Raw genomic sequence first — 15,677 nt, forward strand, 5'->3', positions numbered from 1 at the left:
ATGAGCTTTTTTCACGCCAGCCAGCGGGATGCCCTGAATCAGAGTCTGGCAGAAGTCCAGGGGCAGATTAACGTTTCGTTCGAGTTTTTCCCGCCGCGTACCAGTGAAATGGAGCAGACCCTGTGGAACTCCATCGATCGTCTTAGCAGCCTGAAACCAAAATTTGTTTCGGTGACCTATGGTGCGAACTCCGGCGAGCGCGACCGCACGCACAGTATTATTAAAGGTATTAAAGAGCGTACTGGTCTGGAAGCTGCACCGCATCTTACCTGCATTGATGCGACTCCCGACGAGCTGCGCACCATCGCCCGTGACTACTGGAATAACGGTATTCGCCATATCGTGGCGCTGCGTGGTGACCTGCCGTCGGGAAGCGGTAAGCCGGAAATGTATGCTTCTGACCTGGTGGAGCTGTTAAAAGAAGTCGCGGATTTCGATATTTCAGTAGCGGCGTATCCGGAAGTTCACCCGGAAGCGAAAAGCGCCCAGGCGGATTTACTCAACCTGAGACGCAAAGTGGATGCTGGAGCCAACCGCGCTATCACTCAATTCTTCTTTGATGTCGAAAGCTACCTGCGCTTTCGCGACCGTTGTGTCTCTGCGGGGATTGATGTGGAAATTATTCCGGGCATTTTGCCGGTCTCTAACTTTAAACAGGCGAAGAAATTTGCCGACATGACTAACGTGCGCATTCCGGCGTGGATGGCACAAATGTTTGACGGCCTGGATGACGACGCCGAAACCCGTAAACTGGTGGGTGCAAATATCGCGATGGATATGGTGAAAATTTTAAGCCGTGAAGGGGTAAAAGATTTCCACTTCTATACTCTGAACCGCGCTGAAATGAGTTACGCGATTTGCCATACGCTGGGTGTTAGACCGGGTTTATAAGTGTTTTTGTTTCGGTGAAAATCACACAGTGATCACAAAATTAAAACAAAGCACAAAATGCCTCCTCGAAGCGAGGGGGCAGACCAGCAAAACTATTGACTCGCTTTTTCTCCTTTATTCCTTAAAGGAACAGGGAGAAAACAGCGATAAAGCCTCTTTGTATAAAGTATTTATCCGTAATCGGACATAATCAAAAAGGCTTATTTAAGATCATTTTGATCTACATCTCTTTAACTAATGATATGTAAGATCCCAACTATCGCATCCGTGGATTAATTCAATTATAACTTCTCTCTAACGCTGTGTATCTTAAGGGTAACACTGTAGAGGGAGCATATTGATGAGCACGTCTGACGATATCCATAACACAACAGCTAGCGGAAAATGTCCGTTCCATCATGGCGGTCATGACCAGAGCGCCGGTGCGGGAACAACCACTCATGACTGGTGGCCAAAACAACTCCGTGTTGACCTGTTAAACCAACATTCTAACCGTTCTAACCCACTGGGTGAGGACTTCGACTACCGCAAAGAATTTAGCAAGCTAGATTACTACGGCCTGAAAAAAGATCTGAAAGAGCTGCTGACAGAGTCCCAACCGTGGTGGCCAGCAGACTGGGGCAGCTACGCGGGTCTGTTTATTCGTATGGCCTGGCACGGCGCGGGGACTTACCGTTCAATCGATGGTCGCGGTGGCGCGGGGCGTGGTCAGCAACGTTTTGCACCGCTCAACTCCTGGCCGGATAACGTCAGCCTGGATAAAGCGCGTCGTCTGTTGTGGCCAATCAAACAAAAATATGGTCAGAAAATCTCCTGGGCCGACCTGTTTATCCTTGCGGGTAACGTGGCGCTGGAAAATTCTGGCTTCCGTACTTTCGGTTTTGGTGCCGGTCGTGAAGACGTCTGGGAACCGGATCTCGACGTAAACTGGGGTGATGAAAAAACCTGGCTTGCCCACCGTAATCCGGAAGAGCTGGCAAAACGGCCATTAGCAGCAACCGAAATGGGGCTGATTTACGTTAACCCGGAAGGACCAAATGCCAGCGGTGAACCGCTTTCTGCGGCTGCAGCTATTCGCGCGACATTTGGCAATATGGGAATGAACGACGAAGAAACCGTTGCGCTGATCGCAGGTGGTCATACGTTAGGTAAAACTCACGGCGCAGGCCCGGCAACGCACGTAGGTCCTGATCCGGAAGCCGCACCGATCGAAAACCAGGGCTTAGGCTGGAAAAGTGATTTTGGTTCCGGTGTCGGTGCCGATGCCATTACTTCAGGCCTGGAAGTGGTCTGGACGCAAACGCCGACTCAGTGGAGCAACTATTTCTTCGAAAACCTGTTCAAATATGAGTGGGTACAGACTCGTAGTCCGGCAGGTGCCATCCAGTTTGAAGCAGTCGATGCACCGGAAATTATCCCGGATCCGTTCGATCCGTCGAAGAAACGTAAGCCGACGATGTTGGTCACTGACCTGACTCTGCGTTTTGATCCAGAGTTTGAGAAGATTTCACGTCGCTTCCTCGATGATCCACAAGCGTTCAACGAAGCCTTTGCCCGTGCATGGTTCAAACTGACGCACAGGGATATGGGGCCGAAATCTCGCTACATCGGACCGGAAGTGCCGAAAGAAGATCTGATCTGGCAAGATCCGCTGCCACATGCGTTCTTCAACCCGAGCGAGGAAGATATCCTTAATCTTAAGGCGGCGATTGCTGAATCTGGCCTCTCCGTGAGCGAGCTGGTTTCTGTTGCCTGGGCTTCCGCCTCCACCTTCCGCGGTGGGGATAAACGTGGCGGCGCGAATGGTGCGCGTCTGGCATTGGCTCCACAGCGCGACTGGGAAGTTAATGCCGCAGCAGCACGTGCATTGCCGGTGCTGGAAGGGATCTACAAATCCTCCCATACAGCGTCGCTTGCCGACATTATTGTTCTTGCCGGTGTCGTTGGTGTTGAAAAAGCGGCGAGTGCGGCGGGTATCAGCGTTAATGTTCCGTTTACACCGGGCCGTGTAGACGCGCGCCAGGATCAGACTGACATTGAGATGTTTGAGCTGCTCAAACCTGTTGCCGACGGTTTCCGTAACTATCGTGCTGCGGCGGGTGAGGCTACAACTGAATCTCTGTTGATCGATAAAGCACAGCAATTGACCCTGACTGCACCGGAAATGACGGTGTTGGTCGGCGGGATGCGCGTACTGGGTGCCAACTTCGATGGCAGCAAAAACGGCGTCTTTACTGACCGCGTGGGTGTATTGAGCAATGACTTCTTTGTGAACTTGCTGGATATGCGTTACGAGTGGAAAGCGACCGACGAATCGAAAGAGCTGTTCGAAGGCCGTGACCGTGAAACGGGTGAAGTGAAATACACTGCCAGCCGTGCGGACCTGGTATTTGGTTCTAACTCCGTCCTGCGTGCGCTGGCAGAAGTTTACGCCAGCAGCGACGCCCACGAGAAGTTTGTTAAAGACTTCGTGGCGGCATGGGTGAAAGTGATGAACCTCGACCGTTTCGACCTGCTGTAATCTGAACTCCTTCAGCGACTGCCTTTCAGGCGGTCGCTGAAGTTTCTTTACCAGCGTATAGTGTCCACAGGAAAACTACACACTGGATCTCTCATGTCTGCCGCAGGAAAGAGCAACCCACTGGCAATCAGTGGCCTGGTTGTGCTCACACTTATCTGGAGTTATAGCTGGATTTTCATGAAGCAAGTCACCAGCTACATCGGTGCCTTCGACTTTACTGCTTTACGCTGCATTTTTGGCGCTCTCGTTTTATTCATCGTCCTTTTATTACGTGGTCGCGGTATGCGTCCGACGCCGTTTAAATACACTTTAGCTATTGCCCTGTTACAAACCTGCGGGATGGTGGGACTGGCGCAATGGGCGTTGGTGAGCGGCGGAGCAGGGAAGGTGGCAATCCTGAGCTATACCATGCCGTTCTGGGTGGTGATTCTCGCGGCGCTGTTTCTTGGTGAACGCCTGCGACGCGGGCAATATTTCGCTATTCTGATTGCCGCCGTTGGATTATTGCTGGTGTTACAGCCGTGGCAACTCAATTTCTCCTCGATGAAAAGCGCCATCCTGGCAATCCTCTCCGGCATCAGTTGGGGGGCGAGTGCGATTGTTGCTAAACGCCTTTATGCCCGCTATCCGCGCGTGGATTTATTGTCGTTAACATCCTGGCAGATGCTTTATGCGGCGCTGGTGATGAGTGTGGTCGCCTGGCTGGTGCCGCAACGTGAAATTGACTGGCAGCCCACGGTGTTCTGGGCGCTGGCTTACAGTGCGATTCTGGCGACGGCACTGGCCTGGAGTTTGTGGCTATTTGTACTGAAAAACTTACCTGCCAGTATTGCCAGCTTAAGCACGCTGGCGGTTCCTGTTTGCGGCGTACTCTTTTCCTGGTGGCTGCTTGGTGAAAACCCCGGCGCGGTTGAAGGCAGCGGTATTGTGCTGATTGTGCTGGCACTGGCGCTGGTAAGCCGTAAGAAAAAAGAAGCCGTCAGCGTAAAAAAAATCTGAAGAGCGTCTTCCCTGGGCGCTATCGCTTATTTAGCAAAATAGCGGTAGTGCCCGACAATCTGCCAGCTAAACAACACATCTTCTTCCTGCGCGCCTGCGCCAATGTTATGTATCACCAGTGGCGTACCGTTGCGGGCGAAGCCATCTGAAACCACCCCAATATGTGCCAGCCCGTTATCTAATCGCCAGGAGACAATATCGCCCGCTTGATAGTCACTGGGGTTCTTGCTGGTGGGGCGTGTTTTATCGTGGCGGATAAACCAGGTTTCCAGATTAGGTACCCGACGGTGATCGATGTTGCTGTCCGGGCGCTTTAACTTCCATTTTTGCGGGTACTCGGCAAAATTCTTCGCCATATCTTCATGAACCAGCTTCTGCAAATCTACCTGCTGGCTGCGTAATGCGCGGATCACTACATCAGAACATACGCCGCGTTCCTGCGGGACATCACCGCCAGGATAGGTAAGCTGCACATACGCCGGATCGTAAAATAGCGTGCTGCTAATTTGCTGTCTGGCACCGTCTGCGATGGCAAGGTTGGTGTTGGCCTGGATTTGTACCACGGTTGGTGGAACGGCGGGAGATTTTAAGGAGTGGCTGGTAAATGCCGTTAGAAGGCTGACCAACGCCAGTGAAGCTTTCATCTGTTTCGTCCGTGAAAATAAGAGTCACAGATTCGACCTTCCGGGCTAACGATTGTTCTGTGGAGAAAATGTCCAGAAGCGGATAAAAAACTCCCGGACAAGCCGGGAGTTTGGCGTAGGTTATTCCCACTCTTGCAGGAAACGCTGACCATACTGGTCGGCTACCAGCAGTGCGGCGTAAACCTGATCTGGCGTGGCGCCGCCAGGCATGTTGTGAATAGTTTCACCTTCTGCACAAGATGCTTCTGCGACAATCCGCATTTTCGCCGGGATATCTTCTTTAATATCCAGTTGTGCCAGGGTAATTGGCAGGCCGACAGCATGGCACAGCGCAGCTACGGTTTCGATTTCCTCAACTGGTGCGTTTTCCAGAACCAGTTGCGTCAGCGTACCGAATGCCACTTTTTCACCGTGATAATAGTGATGCGCATCCGGAATGGCCGTCAGGCCATTGTGCACCGCGTGCGCCGCCGCCAGGCCGCCGCTTTCAAAGCCCACGCCGCTCAAATAGGTGTTAGCTTCAATCACACGTTCCAGCGCCGGAGTCACCACATGCTGTTCAGCGGCAAGCATCGCTTTTTCGCCTTCTTCCAGCAGGGTGTTGTAGCACAGTTCAGCCAGAGCCAGTGCTACCTGAGTACATTTACCGCCCGCCATCGTGGTTGCGCCGCTGCGGGAACAGGCACGTGCTTCAAAACAGGTTGCCAACGCATCGCCAATACCCGCCGCTAACAGACGTGCAGGTGCGCCAGCAACAATTTTGGTATCCACAATGACGCGTTCCGGGTTGTTCGGCAGCAGCAGATAGCGGTCAAACTCACCATCATCGGTGTAGATAACAGACAGCGCACTGCACGGTGCGTCGGTAGAGGCGATAGTCGGAGCGATTGCTACCGGAACACCCATGAAATGTGCCAGTGCTTTGGCGGTATCAAGGGTTTTACCGCCGCCAATACCGAGAATTGCACCACACTGTGCGGTTTCTGCGATGCCACGTAGACGATCGATTTCATTTTGCGAACATTCACCGCCAAAGGGTGCGATTTCAACAACCAGCCCGGCATCTTTAAAGCTTTGCTCGACGGTTGCCTGAGCAAAACCTAATACAAATTTATCGCCAACAACTAACCAACGTTCTGCCAGCGGTTTCAGGTATTCGCCCAGGCGATTAATTACATCAGCGCCCTGGATGTATTTACCTGGTGATTGAATAATGCGGTCCATAATTGCTCCTTTAGAGATGAGTATTGCCAAATGCGGCATTCCAGTCGTGCTCGAACTTCTCTATAGCTGACTCTACCGCAGGGGTGTTAAGCATTTGTTGCGCTACATCTAAGGGCAGTGTGATGGATTCACATCCTGCCAGCAAACAATCCAGCGCCTGACGCGGTGTTTTAAAGCTGGCTGCCAGCACCATGCTTTCTGGCGCGTGCATTTCCAGTAACGCTTGCAGCTCCTGTACGGTACGAATGCCGTCTCCGCCCTGAGCGTCCACGCGGTTTACATAGGGGGCCACGTATTTTGCGCCAGCCAGTGCGGCTAATAGCCCTTGTGCGGCGCTGTAGACTGCGGTTCCCAGCGTGGTAATGCCTTCTTTTTTCAGCAATTTAATTGCTGCCAGACCTTCGGATGTTACCGGAATTTTCACCACAATTCCCGGAATAACGTCGCGCAGACGTTTCGCTTCTTCTACCATGCCCTGTGCGTCGCGGCTCATAGTCTGAGCAAACAGAATGCCCTCATCACCAATCGCTTTTTGCAGACGCGGCAGTACATCCCAGATGGACTCCTTGCTGGCAGCAATAATGCTCGGGTTAGTCGTCACTCCGGCAATCGGGAATATGCGTGCCAGACGTTCGACTTCTGCTACGTTAGCGGTGTCCAGATACAGTTCCATGATGTTTCCTTTTACAGTTCCAGTTCATGTTGCAGCAGGCTGGCGATAGCGTCGGCGGAAGCGGCGTTAACCAGCGCGTTACGGAATTCTTCGTGCATGATGCGGCGAGCGAGGCGCGAGAAAATGCGCATATGCTGATCGCCCGCAGCGTGTTTGTTCAGGGTTAACATAATGATGAATTGTGCTTCATCATCGCCCCAGCGCACAGGTGCTTGCAGACGAGCCACACTGATGGTCGACTGCTCAATATGTTCTGATTTGCTGTGTGGAATGGCGAAACTAAAGCCCAGTCCGGTAGAGAAGACGGCCTCACGCGCCCACAGATCGGCTTCCAGTTTCCGCGGATAGCGACAGCGTCCTGCCAGCAGCAGGTTATCGGTCATGCCTTTGAGCACTTCTTCTTTGCTGCGCCAGTCGCTTTCCAGCGTGATGCACTCGGCGGTAACCAGCGGCGCATCCTGTTGCGTCATACGGAACTGCGCCAGCAGATGCTCCACTTCCAGTGAAGTACGGCAGGCCATCGCCTGGTTAAGCAACTGACGACATTCGCGGCTGTCGAGTTGCGCCATGCGTGCTTTTGCCGCCGGAATTGACGGTGCGCTCATGCTAAGTTCATCCAGCCCTAAACCGATCAGCAGCGGCAGTACGGAACCTTTTGCCCCCAGTTCTCCGCACAGGCCGATCCATTTACCCTGGCGATGCACTGCCTGAACGGCGTAATCAAGCGCCCGCAGGAATGCCGGATTCAGACTGTTGTAGTGACGGGTGACTTTAGCGTTATCACGATCCACCGCCAGCAGATACTGCGTCAGGTCGTTACTGCCGATACTAAAGAAATCAATCTCTTCGCAGCACTGGTCGATAATGAACATGACCGACGGTACTTCCAGCATGATGCCGAGTGGGATCTTTTCATCAAACGGAATGTGTTCGTTACGCAGTTGCTGTTTGGCTTCCGCCAGCTTTTCTTTCACCCATAAGATCTCTTCCATTGAGGAGATCATCGGGATCATGATTTTCAGGCTGCCGTGAGCAGAGGCGCGCAGGATCGACCGTAATTGCGTGGTAAACAGTGACGCGTATTCTTCATAAATACGCACCGCGCGATAACCAAGGAATGGGTTGGCTTCTGCGGGAATATTCAGATAATCAACGGGTTTATCGCCGCCAATATCCATAGTACGCACAATAATGCTGCGCCCGTTGGCGGATTCCAGCGCCTGACAAAAAATGTTGTACAACTCGCTTTCGCCCGGTGCACTGGTGCGATCCATATAGAGCATTTCAGTGCGGAACAGACCAACGCCTTCTGCGCCATTGCCAAACGCAGCCTGTGCTTCTACCGAGTGAGCGATGTTAGCAGCAACTTCGATACGAATACCATCAGCGGTGCGGGCTTGCTGGGTCAGCCAGACACGTTGTTGCTCACGCAGAGCGTCCTGTACGCGCGCTTCCTGTTGATAATAACGCGCCACCGCTTCTGTCGGTTCGACCACAATCGCCCCGGCGTTGCCGTCGATATAAATCGTTTGTTGCAGCCACGGGCTAAGGGTCTCGATATCCACGCCGACCAGCGTCGGAATATTAAATGAACGGGCAAGGATCACCGTGTGTGAGGTGGTGCCGCCGCTTTTCAGTAGCAGACCTTTGAGGTGATTTTTATCCAGTTCGAGGAACTGACTGGGGGTTAGTTCATCCGCCATACAAATGGCTGGCTGCGTCAATTTACCCGGTGCCGGGAAGCGTTGTTCGCCGTAAATTTGCTGGAGTAACTGGAAGCAGACGTCGCGCACATCCAGCGCACGCTCTTGCAGGTAGCTACTACTGGAACGGGCGAACTCTTCGCAAAAGTGATTCGCACTGGCAACAATCGCTTCGGCACAGCTTAATCCCTCGCTGACACCCGCCAGTAAGTGTTGACGTAAAGAGGTATCGCCCGCTAACGAACGGTGGGCTTCCAGTATTGCGCTGGTGGCACCGTCGCTATCCAGCAGACGAAACTCAATGTTTTTCAGTACCAGTGTCAGGCCGTTTTCCAGTGCAGATTGTTCGGCGTCAGCATCTTTAGCGGCAGGAAGATTACCCAGTGCATTGAGATCTAAAGAGGAAATCGGCGTCAGGATGCCGCCTGCGCTACCGTTACACACGGTGCGGGCGCGGATAATGCGCGGATTCAGATTAGTCAGTGAAACCGGCAGCGGCTCCAGTTCGTCAGATTTTACTTCTTCCAGCGGCGCGTCACAGTGGGGAAATTCATCGCGCAGCCATTGGCTTAAACGCTGGTGTGCTTCTTGTTCGTCGGCTCCAGAAATCAGTAACTGGCAGTTATCGCCCACCAGTGTATCGGTGCCAATCAGCGCCAGCGCGCTTTTGGCGTTGCCCTTGCGATCGGTACGCAGGTTATGCCACTCAATTTGCGATGAAAAAGTATTACACAGCGTTTCAACGTGGCTTGCCGGACGTGCATGTACGCCATTAGGTAGCTCACAAATAAATTCCACAATCAGGGCCATTGCCTCTCTCCCGGTAAGGTTTTCTGTTTACAGGATAAGAGTGCACGGTAACGGCCTGCCATGTGACAAATCTGTCAAAAGCTGGACAAATGTAATGTAACCGTCAATTTGCGACGCGTCTCACAAGACGCGCCACTCCGGCATGATTCCGAGATAACGCAAGTTATGAGGCGGATCGCATTTTTGTACTGACATTACAAAAGTCCAGTAAATGGCCTTTTTATCCACTGTTTGCTCCGCTTGCGATTGCCTATTGTTTCTCCCATCAAAAAAATATGGACATGGGCTTTTGCAAGCCCAGGAGCAGCTTATGAATGAGTTGGTGCAGATACTGAAAAACACTCGTCAGCATTTAATGACGGGCGTTTCACACATGATTCCCTTCGTAGTATCGGGCGGTATTTTGCTGGCGGTTTCCGTCATGCTGTACGGCAAAGGTGCGGTGCCAGATGCCGTAGCCGATCCGAATCTGAAAAAACTGTTTGATATCGGCGTCGCGGGCTTAACGCTGATGGTGCCTTTCCTTGCTGCTTACATCGGTTATTCCATTGCGGAACGTTCCGCGCTGGCTCCGTGCGCTATTGGTGCCTGGGTCGGTAACAGTTTTGGTGCAGGCTTCTTTGGCGCGCTGATCGCCGGGATTATCGGCGGCATCGTGGTGCATTACCTGAAGAAAATCCCGGTGCATAAAGTTCTGCGTTCTGTCATGCCAATCTTCATTATTCCGATCGTCGGCACCTTAATTACCGCTGGCGTCATGATGTGGGGGCTGGGCGAGCCTGTGGGCGCATTGACTAACACTCTGACCCAGTGGCTTCAGGGAATGCAGCAGGGCAGCATTATCATGCTGGCGGTCATTATGGGGCTGATGCTGGCGTTCGATATGGGCGGTCCGGTTAACAAAGTGGCGTATGCATTCATGCTGATTTGTGTCGCCCAGGGTGTTTATACCGTGGTGGCGATCGCGGCAGTAGGGATCTGTGTTCCGCCGCTGGGGATGGGGCTGGCGACGCTGATTGGTCGCAAAAACTTCTCCGCAGAAGAACGTGAAACCGGTAAAGCGGCGTTGGTGATGGGCTGTGTTGGTGTCACTGAAGGGGCGATTCCTTTCGCCGCCGCCGATCCGTTGCGTGTGATCCCTTCCATCATGGTGGGCACTGTTTGTGGCACGGTCACCGCGGCATTGGTTGGTGCGCAGTGCTATGCAGGCTGGGGTGGTCTGATTGTGCTGCCGGTAGTTGAAGGCAAGTTGGGTTACATCGCGGCAGTGGCTGTTGGGGCTGTAGCGACGGCTATCTGCGTTAACGTGCTGAAAAGTCTGGCGCGTAAAAATGGGTCTTCAACTGATGAGAAGGAAGACGACCTGGATCTGGATTTTGAAATTAATTAATTGAGGAACGAGCCATGGCGAAAATTATTGCAGTAACCGCATGTCCTTCAGGTGTTGCCCATACCTATATGGCGGCAGAGGCGCTGGAAAGTGCCGCGAAAGCAAAAGGCTGGGAAGTGAAAGTAGAAACCCAGGGGTCGATTGGTCTGGAAAACGAACTGACTGCGGAAGACGTGGCGAGCGCCGATATGGTGATTCTGACCAAAGATATCGGCATCAAGTTTGAAGAGCGTTTTGCTGGCAAGACCATCGTGCGTGTCAACATCAGCGACGCAGTAAAACGCGCTGACGCCATTATGAGCAAAATTGAAGCTCACCTGGCGCAAACCGCTTAAGTTCTTATCCCGCCCGCAAGGGCGGGTTCGCTTTCCCACAGGAGTTCCTCATGACGAATCGTATCTCTCGCCTTAAAACTGCACTGTTTGCCAATACCCGTGAAATCTCGTTGGAGCGGGCGCTGCTTTATACCGCCAGCCATCGGCAAACCGAAGGCGAACCGGTGATATTGCGCCGGGCGAAAGCGACAGCGTATATCCTTGAACATGTTGAAATTTCGATTCGTGATGAAGAACTGATTGCCGGTAACCGCACCGTAAAACCGCGCGCCGGGATTATGTCGCCGGAAATGGATCCTTACTGGTTGCTGAAAGAGCTGGATCAATTCCCGACACGCCCGCAGGATCGCTTCGCCATTAGTGAAGAAGATAAACGTATCTATCGCGAAGAGTTGTTCCCGTACTGGGAAAAACGCTCGATGAAAGATTTCATCAATGGGCAGATGACGGACGAAGTTAAAGCGGCGACCAGTACGCAGATTTTCAGCATCAACCAGACGGATAAAGGCCAGGGGCACATCATTATTGATTACCCACGCCTGCTGAATCACGGGCTGGGTGAGCTGGTGGCGCAGATGCAGCAACATTGCCAGCAACAGCCGGATAATCACTTTTATCAGGCTGCGCTGTTATTGCTGGAAGCCTCGCAGAAACATATTTTGCGTTACGCCGAACTGGCAGAAACGATGGCAGCAAGCTGCGTTAATGCCCAACGTCGGGAAGAATTGCTGACTATTGCGGAGATCTCCCGTCATAACGCCGAACATAAGCCGCAGACGTTCTGGCAGGCGTGCCAGTTGTTCTGGTACATGAACATCATTCTGCAATATGAATCTAACGCCAGTTCGCTGTCGTTAGGGCGCTTCGATCAGTATATGTTGTCGTTCTATCAGGCCTCGCTGACCCAGGGTGAAGATCCGGCGTTCCTGAAAGAACTGCTCGAGTCCCTGTGGGTGAAATGTAATGACATTGTGCTGTTACGTTCCACCAGCAGCGCGCGCTATTTCGCAGGTTTCCCGACCGGCTATACCGCACTGCTCGGTGGTTTAACGGAAAACGGACGTAGCGCGGTGAATGTGCTTTCGTTTCTCTGTCTCGACGCCTATCAAAGCGTACAGTTGCCGCAGCCAAATCTCGGTGTGCGCACTAACGCCTTGATTGACACGCCGTTCCTGATGAAAACCGCAGAAACCATTCGTCTTGGTACTGGTATTCCGCAAATCTTCAACGATGAAGTGGTGGTGCCCGCGTTCCTCAACCGTGGTGTTTCGCTGGAAGATGCGCGCGACTATTCAGTGGTCGGTTGCGTGGAATTATCCATTCCGGGCAGAACCTACGGTCTGCACGATATCGCGATGTTTAACCTGCTGAAAGTGATGGAAATCTGCCTGCATGAGAATGAAGGTAATTCCGCATTGAGTTATGACGGTTTGCTGGAACAAATTCGCGCGAAGATCAGCCACTACATCACTCTGATGGTTGAAGGCAGCAATATTTGCGATATCGGCCATCGTGACTGGGCACCAGTGCCGCTGCTCTCTTCGTTTATCAGCGATTGTCTGGAAAAAGGCCGCGATATTACCGACGGCGGCGCGCGTTATAACTTTTCCGGCGTGCAGGGGATTGGTATCGCTAACCTGAGTGATTCACTCCATGCGTTGAAAGGGATGGTTTTTGATCAACAACGTTTAAGTTTTGACGAATTGTTGTCGGTATTAAAAGCAAACTTCGAAACGCCAGAAGGCGAAAAAATCCGTGCTCGTTTAATTAACCGCTTTGAGAAGTACGGCAACGATATCGACGAGGTGGATAACATTAGCGCCGAATTGCTGCGCCATTACTGCAAAGAAGTGGAAAAATACCAGAACCCGCGCGGCGGCTACTTCACGCCGGGGTCGTATACCGTTTCTGCTCACGTCCCGTTGGGGTCGGTGGTTGGCGCGACGCCAGACGGCCGCTTCGCCGGAGAACAACTGGCTGATGGTGGTTTGTCACCAATGTTGGGTCAGGACGGACAAGGGCCAACGGCGGTGCTGAAGTCAGTAAGTAAACTTGATAACACGTTGCTTTCTAACGGTACGTTGCTGAATGTGAAATTCACTCCGGCTACCCTGGAAGGTGAAGCGGGATTACGCAAACTGGCTGACTTCTTACGTGCATTTACTCAGCTTAAGTTGCAGCACGTTCAATTTAACGTAGTGAATGCCGACACGTTACGTGAAGCCCAATTGCGCCCGCAGGACTATGCGGGGCTGGTGGTACGCGTTGCCGGATACAGCGCCTTCTTTGTCGAACTCTCGAAGGAAATTCAGGATGACATTATCCGCCGTACAGCGCATCAGTTGTAACGTTGTGGAAACGCGCCGCGAGGATGTGGCGCGTATTTTTAACATTCAGCGTTATTCGCTGAATGACGGTGAGGGTATTCGTACGGTGGTCTTTTTTAAAGGCTGCCCACATCTGTGCCCGTGGTGTGCTAATCCGGAGTCGATCTCCGGCAAAATCCAGACGGTGCGTAGAGAGGCGAAATGTCTGCATTGCGCGAAATGTTTACGTGATGCAGATGAATGTCCTTCCGGCGCATTTGAGCGGATTGGTCGTGATATCAGCCTCGACGCTCTGGAACGGGAAGTGATGAAGGATGACATTTTCTTTCGCACGTCTGGCGGTGGTGTCACGCTTTCTGGCGGTGAAGTGTTGGTGCAAGCGGAGTTTGCTACCCGTTTTTTGCAACGACTGCGGCTGTGGGGCGTGTCATGTGCCATCGAAACTGCCGGAGACGCGCCAGCAAGCAGGTTGCTACCGCTGGCGAAATTGTGCGATGAAGTGTTGTTCGATTTAAAAATTATGGACCCGACAAGAGCGCGGGACGTGGTGAAAATGAATCTGCCGCGCATGCTGGAGAATCTGCGTTTGCTGGTGAGTGAAGGTATCAATGTGATCCCTCGTTTGCCGCTGATCCCCGGCTATACGCTCAGCAGAGAGAATATGCAGCAGGCGCTGGATGTGTTGATTCCTTTGAATATCAGGCAGATCCACCTGTTGCCGTTTCATCAGTACGGTGAACCGAAATACCGTCTGTTGGGGCGCGAATGGTCGATGAAAGATATACCGGCACCGTCGTCAGCCGATGTGGCATTGATGCGTGAAATGGCTAAACAGGCTGGTTTTCAGGTTACGGTTGGGGGGTAGGATGGCATATCTGGTTGCAGTTACCGCCTGCGTTAGCGGTGTGGCACATACCTATATGGCGGCAGAACGGCTGGAAAAGTTGTGTCAGCAGGAAAAGTGGAGCGTCAGCATTGAAACTCAGGGGGCGCTGGGGACGGAGAACCGCTTATCGGACGAGAATATCCGTCGCGCGGATGTTGTGTTGTTGATTACAGATATCGAGCTTTCTGGTGCCGAGCGTTTTGAACATTGTCGCTATGTACAATGCGGTATCTACGCTTTTCTACGCGAACCTCATCGGGTGATGAGTGCTGTTCGTAAGGTGCTTTCTGCGCCGCAGCAAACGCACCTTATTCTGGAGTAGTTGGTTTTTCTGTCAGTTGGCTGTGGTACTGCCGACGATATTCCGACGGCGAGCGTTCGGTATTTTTACGAAACAGACGGCAGAAGTAGTTGCTGTCGACAAAACCGCAGGCGTGAGCCACTTCTTTTACCTTCAGATCATAGCCTTTCAGTAGCGTCTTAGCATGTTCCAGTCGCGTGTGATTCAGGTATTCGTTAAAGCCAATAGCCCCCGTTTTTTGAAACAGGTGCGATAGGTAGTTTGGTGAAATGTAGAACGCCTGCGCGACAGATTCGCGGGTCAGCGCGGTGGCATAACGTTCGTCGATGTAATCGCGAATGGCTTCGAAAAGTGCCTGGCTGCGAGAGGCTGTCTGAATTTGGCTGCCGAGCAAATCGCGGCAGTGGCTAAGCAAACTGGTGACAATAAGCCTGGCTGTTTGTTGCTCCTGCGGCTGCATTTGCATTTCATTGAGCGTTTGTAGCAGGAACGAGCCAATACGTGGGCCACGTCGGGCGACGTGTTGCTTTGCCAGATTTTGATATTGTTTGCCATCCCACTGTACGACGCTGAAGCCGAGTTGCTGTTTGCCAAACAGAACGCTAAATGTCGTGGCGGGTGTTTCCCATTGTGGGAAATTCCACCCGCCAGCGGGAACGTACAGTACATCGCCGGAAACTAACGTTGCACCTGTACCGGTATCAACAAACTCGCCTTCCAGCACAATTTCCAGCCGTGGAAAATCGACCTTATACGCGAGATCGGGGGCCGGGCCGTTGCTGCTCGCGAAGTAAACCTGGCGGAGTAACAGCGGGCCGTTGATTAGGCGGGAGAGCAGATAGTTGACGTCGTGATACATGTTATTCCCTCAGGTATGTAGACGGGAAAACAGTAACTGGCATTATGAAAAAAGGCCACCTGAAAAGTGTGGCCTGATGGGAGTGAGATGTAAACATTGCGGCAGTTGTATTGC

General features: G+C 52.5%; 13 protein-coding genes. 8 read left to right on the plus strand and 5 right to left on the minus strand.

What is annotated here, in order from left to right; all coding sequences use genetic code 11:
- The 3 genes from metF to yijE all read left to right on the plus strand — a co-directional run bounded on the left by metF (position 1) and on the right by yijE (position 4,411).
- Entirely contained in the window at positions 1-891 is an 891-nt protein-coding gene (gene metF / locus C1192_RS17945) for a methylenetetrahydrofolate reductase (protein ID WP_000007531.1), read from the plus strand.
- Between the two features lie 340 nt (positions 892-1,231).
- A complete protein-coding gene (gene katG, locus C1192_RS17950) occupies positions 1,232-3,412 on the plus strand; it encodes a catalase/peroxidase HPI (protein ID WP_000107702.1) in 2,181 nt (726 codons plus the stop codon).
- Between the two features lie 93 nt (positions 3,413-3,505).
- Positions 3,506-4,411 (plus strand): cystine transporter YijE, encoded by a 906-nt coding sequence (gene yijE, locus C1192_RS17955; RefSeq protein ID WP_038354994.1) that lies wholly within the window; start codon positions 3,506-3,508, stop codon positions 4,409-4,411.
- 26 nt (positions 4,412-4,437) lie between these two features.
- On the opposite strand, the gene C1192_RS17960 is transcribed toward yijE, so the two are convergent.
- The 4 genes from C1192_RS17960 to ptsP form a co-directional block, all read right to left on the minus strand.
- Positions 4,438-5,055, minus strand: coding sequence for a DUF1287 domain-containing protein (locus C1192_RS17960; RefSeq protein WP_000647904.1), 618 nt, complete (start codon positions 5,053-5,055; stop codon positions 4,438-4,440).
- Positions 5,056-5,175: 120 nt separating this feature from the next.
- On the minus strand, positions 5,176-6,279 hold the full coding sequence (gene gldA, locus C1192_RS17965; RefSeq protein ID WP_038354993.1) for a bifunctional L-1,2-propanediol dehydrogenase/glycerol dehydrogenase: 1,104 nt from the start codon (positions 6,277-6,279) through the stop codon (positions 5,176-5,178).
- A 10-nt stretch (positions 6,280-6,289) separates the two neighbouring features.
- Complete coding sequence (gene fsa / locus C1192_RS17970; protein WP_000424828.1) at positions 6,290-6,952, minus strand: fructose-6-phosphate aldolase; 663 nt, start codon at positions 6,950-6,952, stop codon at positions 6,290-6,292.
- Between the two features lie 11 nt (positions 6,953-6,963).
- Positions 6,964-9,465: a phosphoenolpyruvate--protein phosphotransferase gene (gene ptsP / locus C1192_RS17975; RefSeq protein ID WP_001185149.1), complete on the minus strand. Its 2,502-nt coding sequence runs from the start codon at positions 9,463-9,465 to the stop codon at positions 6,964-6,966.
- Between the two features lie 310 nt (positions 9,466-9,775).
- Between ptsP and C1192_RS17980 the strand changes: the two genes are divergently transcribed.
- From C1192_RS17980 to C1192_RS18000, 5 genes are read left to right on the plus strand one after another with little or no spacing between them, the layout of a single operon-like run.
- Positions 9,776-10,855 carry a PTS fructose transporter subunit EIIC gene (locus C1192_RS17980; RefSeq protein WP_038354992.1) on the plus strand — a complete coding sequence of 360 codons (1,080 nt, stop codon included), beginning with the start codon at positions 9,776-9,778 and terminating at the stop codon, positions 10,853-10,855.
- A 14-nt stretch (positions 10,856-10,869) separates the two neighbouring features.
- Positions 10,870-11,190, plus strand: coding sequence for a PTS fructose-like transporter subunit IIB (locus C1192_RS17985; protein WP_038354991.1), 321 nt, complete (start codon positions 10,870-10,872; stop codon positions 11,188-11,190).
- A gap of 50 nt (positions 11,191-11,240) precedes the next feature.
- Complete coding sequence (locus tag C1192_RS17990) at positions 11,241-13,538, plus strand: formate C-acetyltransferase (RefSeq protein ID WP_038354990.1); 2,298 nt, start codon at positions 11,241-11,243, stop codon at positions 13,536-13,538.
- Complete coding sequence (locus tag C1192_RS17995) at positions 13,504-14,382, plus strand: [formate-C-acetyltransferase]-activating enzyme (RefSeq protein ID WP_038354989.1); 879 nt, start codon at positions 13,504-13,506, stop codon at positions 14,380-14,382. The genes C1192_RS17990 and C1192_RS17995 overlap by 35 nt, the downstream gene beginning before the upstream one ends.
- A gap of 1 nt (position 14,383) precedes the next feature.
- Positions 14,384-14,725, plus strand: a complete 342-nt coding sequence (locus C1192_RS18000) for a PTS fructose-like transporter subunit IIB (protein WP_000323857.1) — start codon at positions 14,384-14,386, stop codon at positions 14,723-14,725.
- On the opposite strand, the gene C1192_RS18005 is transcribed toward C1192_RS18000, so the two are convergent.
- Positions 14,712-15,563: an AraC family transcriptional regulator gene (locus tag C1192_RS18005; protein WP_000274587.1), complete on the minus strand. Its 852-nt coding sequence runs from the start codon at positions 15,561-15,563 to the stop codon at positions 14,712-14,714. The two genes, C1192_RS18000 and C1192_RS18005, sit on opposite strands and share 14 nt — an antisense overlap.
- Positions 15,564-15,677 lie beyond the last annotated feature (114 nt).

It is taken from the genome of Escherichia marmotae, assembly GCF_002900365.1.
In the GTDB taxonomy this organism is placed as follows: domain Bacteria; phylum Pseudomonadota; class Gammaproteobacteria; order Enterobacterales; family Enterobacteriaceae; genus Escherichia; species Escherichia marmotae.

Bases quoted from the DNA above. Each gene is read 5' to 3' on its own strand.
- C1192_RS17985 (WP_038354991.1), top strand. From the start codon at position 10,870: ATGGCGAAAATTATTGCAGTAACCGCATGTCCTTCAGGTGTTGCCCAT.
- metF (WP_000007531.1), top strand. From the start codon at position 1: ATGAGCTTTTTTCACGCCAGCCAGCGGGATGCCCTGAATCAGAGTCTG.
- C1192_RS17980 (WP_038354992.1), top strand. From the start codon at position 9,776: ATGAATGAGTTGGTGCAGATACTGAAAAACACTCGTCAGCATTTAATG.
- C1192_RS17995 (WP_038354989.1), top strand. From the start codon at position 13,504: ATGACATTATCCGCCGTACAGCGCATCAGTTGTAACGTTGTGGAAACG.
- C1192_RS18000 (WP_000323857.1), top strand. From the start codon at position 14,384: ATGGCATATCTGGTTGCAGTTACCGCCTGCGTTAGCGGTGTGGCACAT.
- gldA (WP_038354993.1), bottom strand. From the start codon at position 6,279: ATGGACCGCATTATTCAATCACCAGGTAAATACATCCAGGGCGCTGAT.
- C1192_RS17960 (WP_000647904.1), bottom strand. From the start codon at position 5,055: ATGAAAGCTTCACTGGCGTTGGTCAGCCTTCTAACGGCATTTACCAGC.
- yijE (WP_038354994.1), top strand. From the start codon at position 3,506: ATGTCTGCCGCAGGAAAGAGCAACCCACTGGCAATCAGTGGCCTGGTT.
- C1192_RS17990 (WP_038354990.1), top strand. From the start codon at position 11,241: ATGACGAATCGTATCTCTCGCCTTAAAACTGCACTGTTTGCCAATACC.
- C1192_RS18005 (WP_000274587.1), bottom strand. From the start codon at position 15,563: ATGTATCACGACGTCAACTATCTGCTCTCCCGCCTAATCAACGGCCCG.
- ptsP (WP_001185149.1), bottom strand. From the start codon at position 9,465: ATGGCCCTGATTGTGGAATTTATTTGTGAGCTACCTAATGGCGTACAT.
- katG (WP_000107702.1), top strand. From the start codon at position 1,232: ATGAGCACGTCTGACGATATCCATAACACAACAGCTAGCGGAAAATGT.
- fsa (WP_000424828.1), bottom strand. From the start codon at position 6,952: ATGGAACTGTATCTGGACACCGCTAACGTAGCAGAAGTCGAACGTCTG.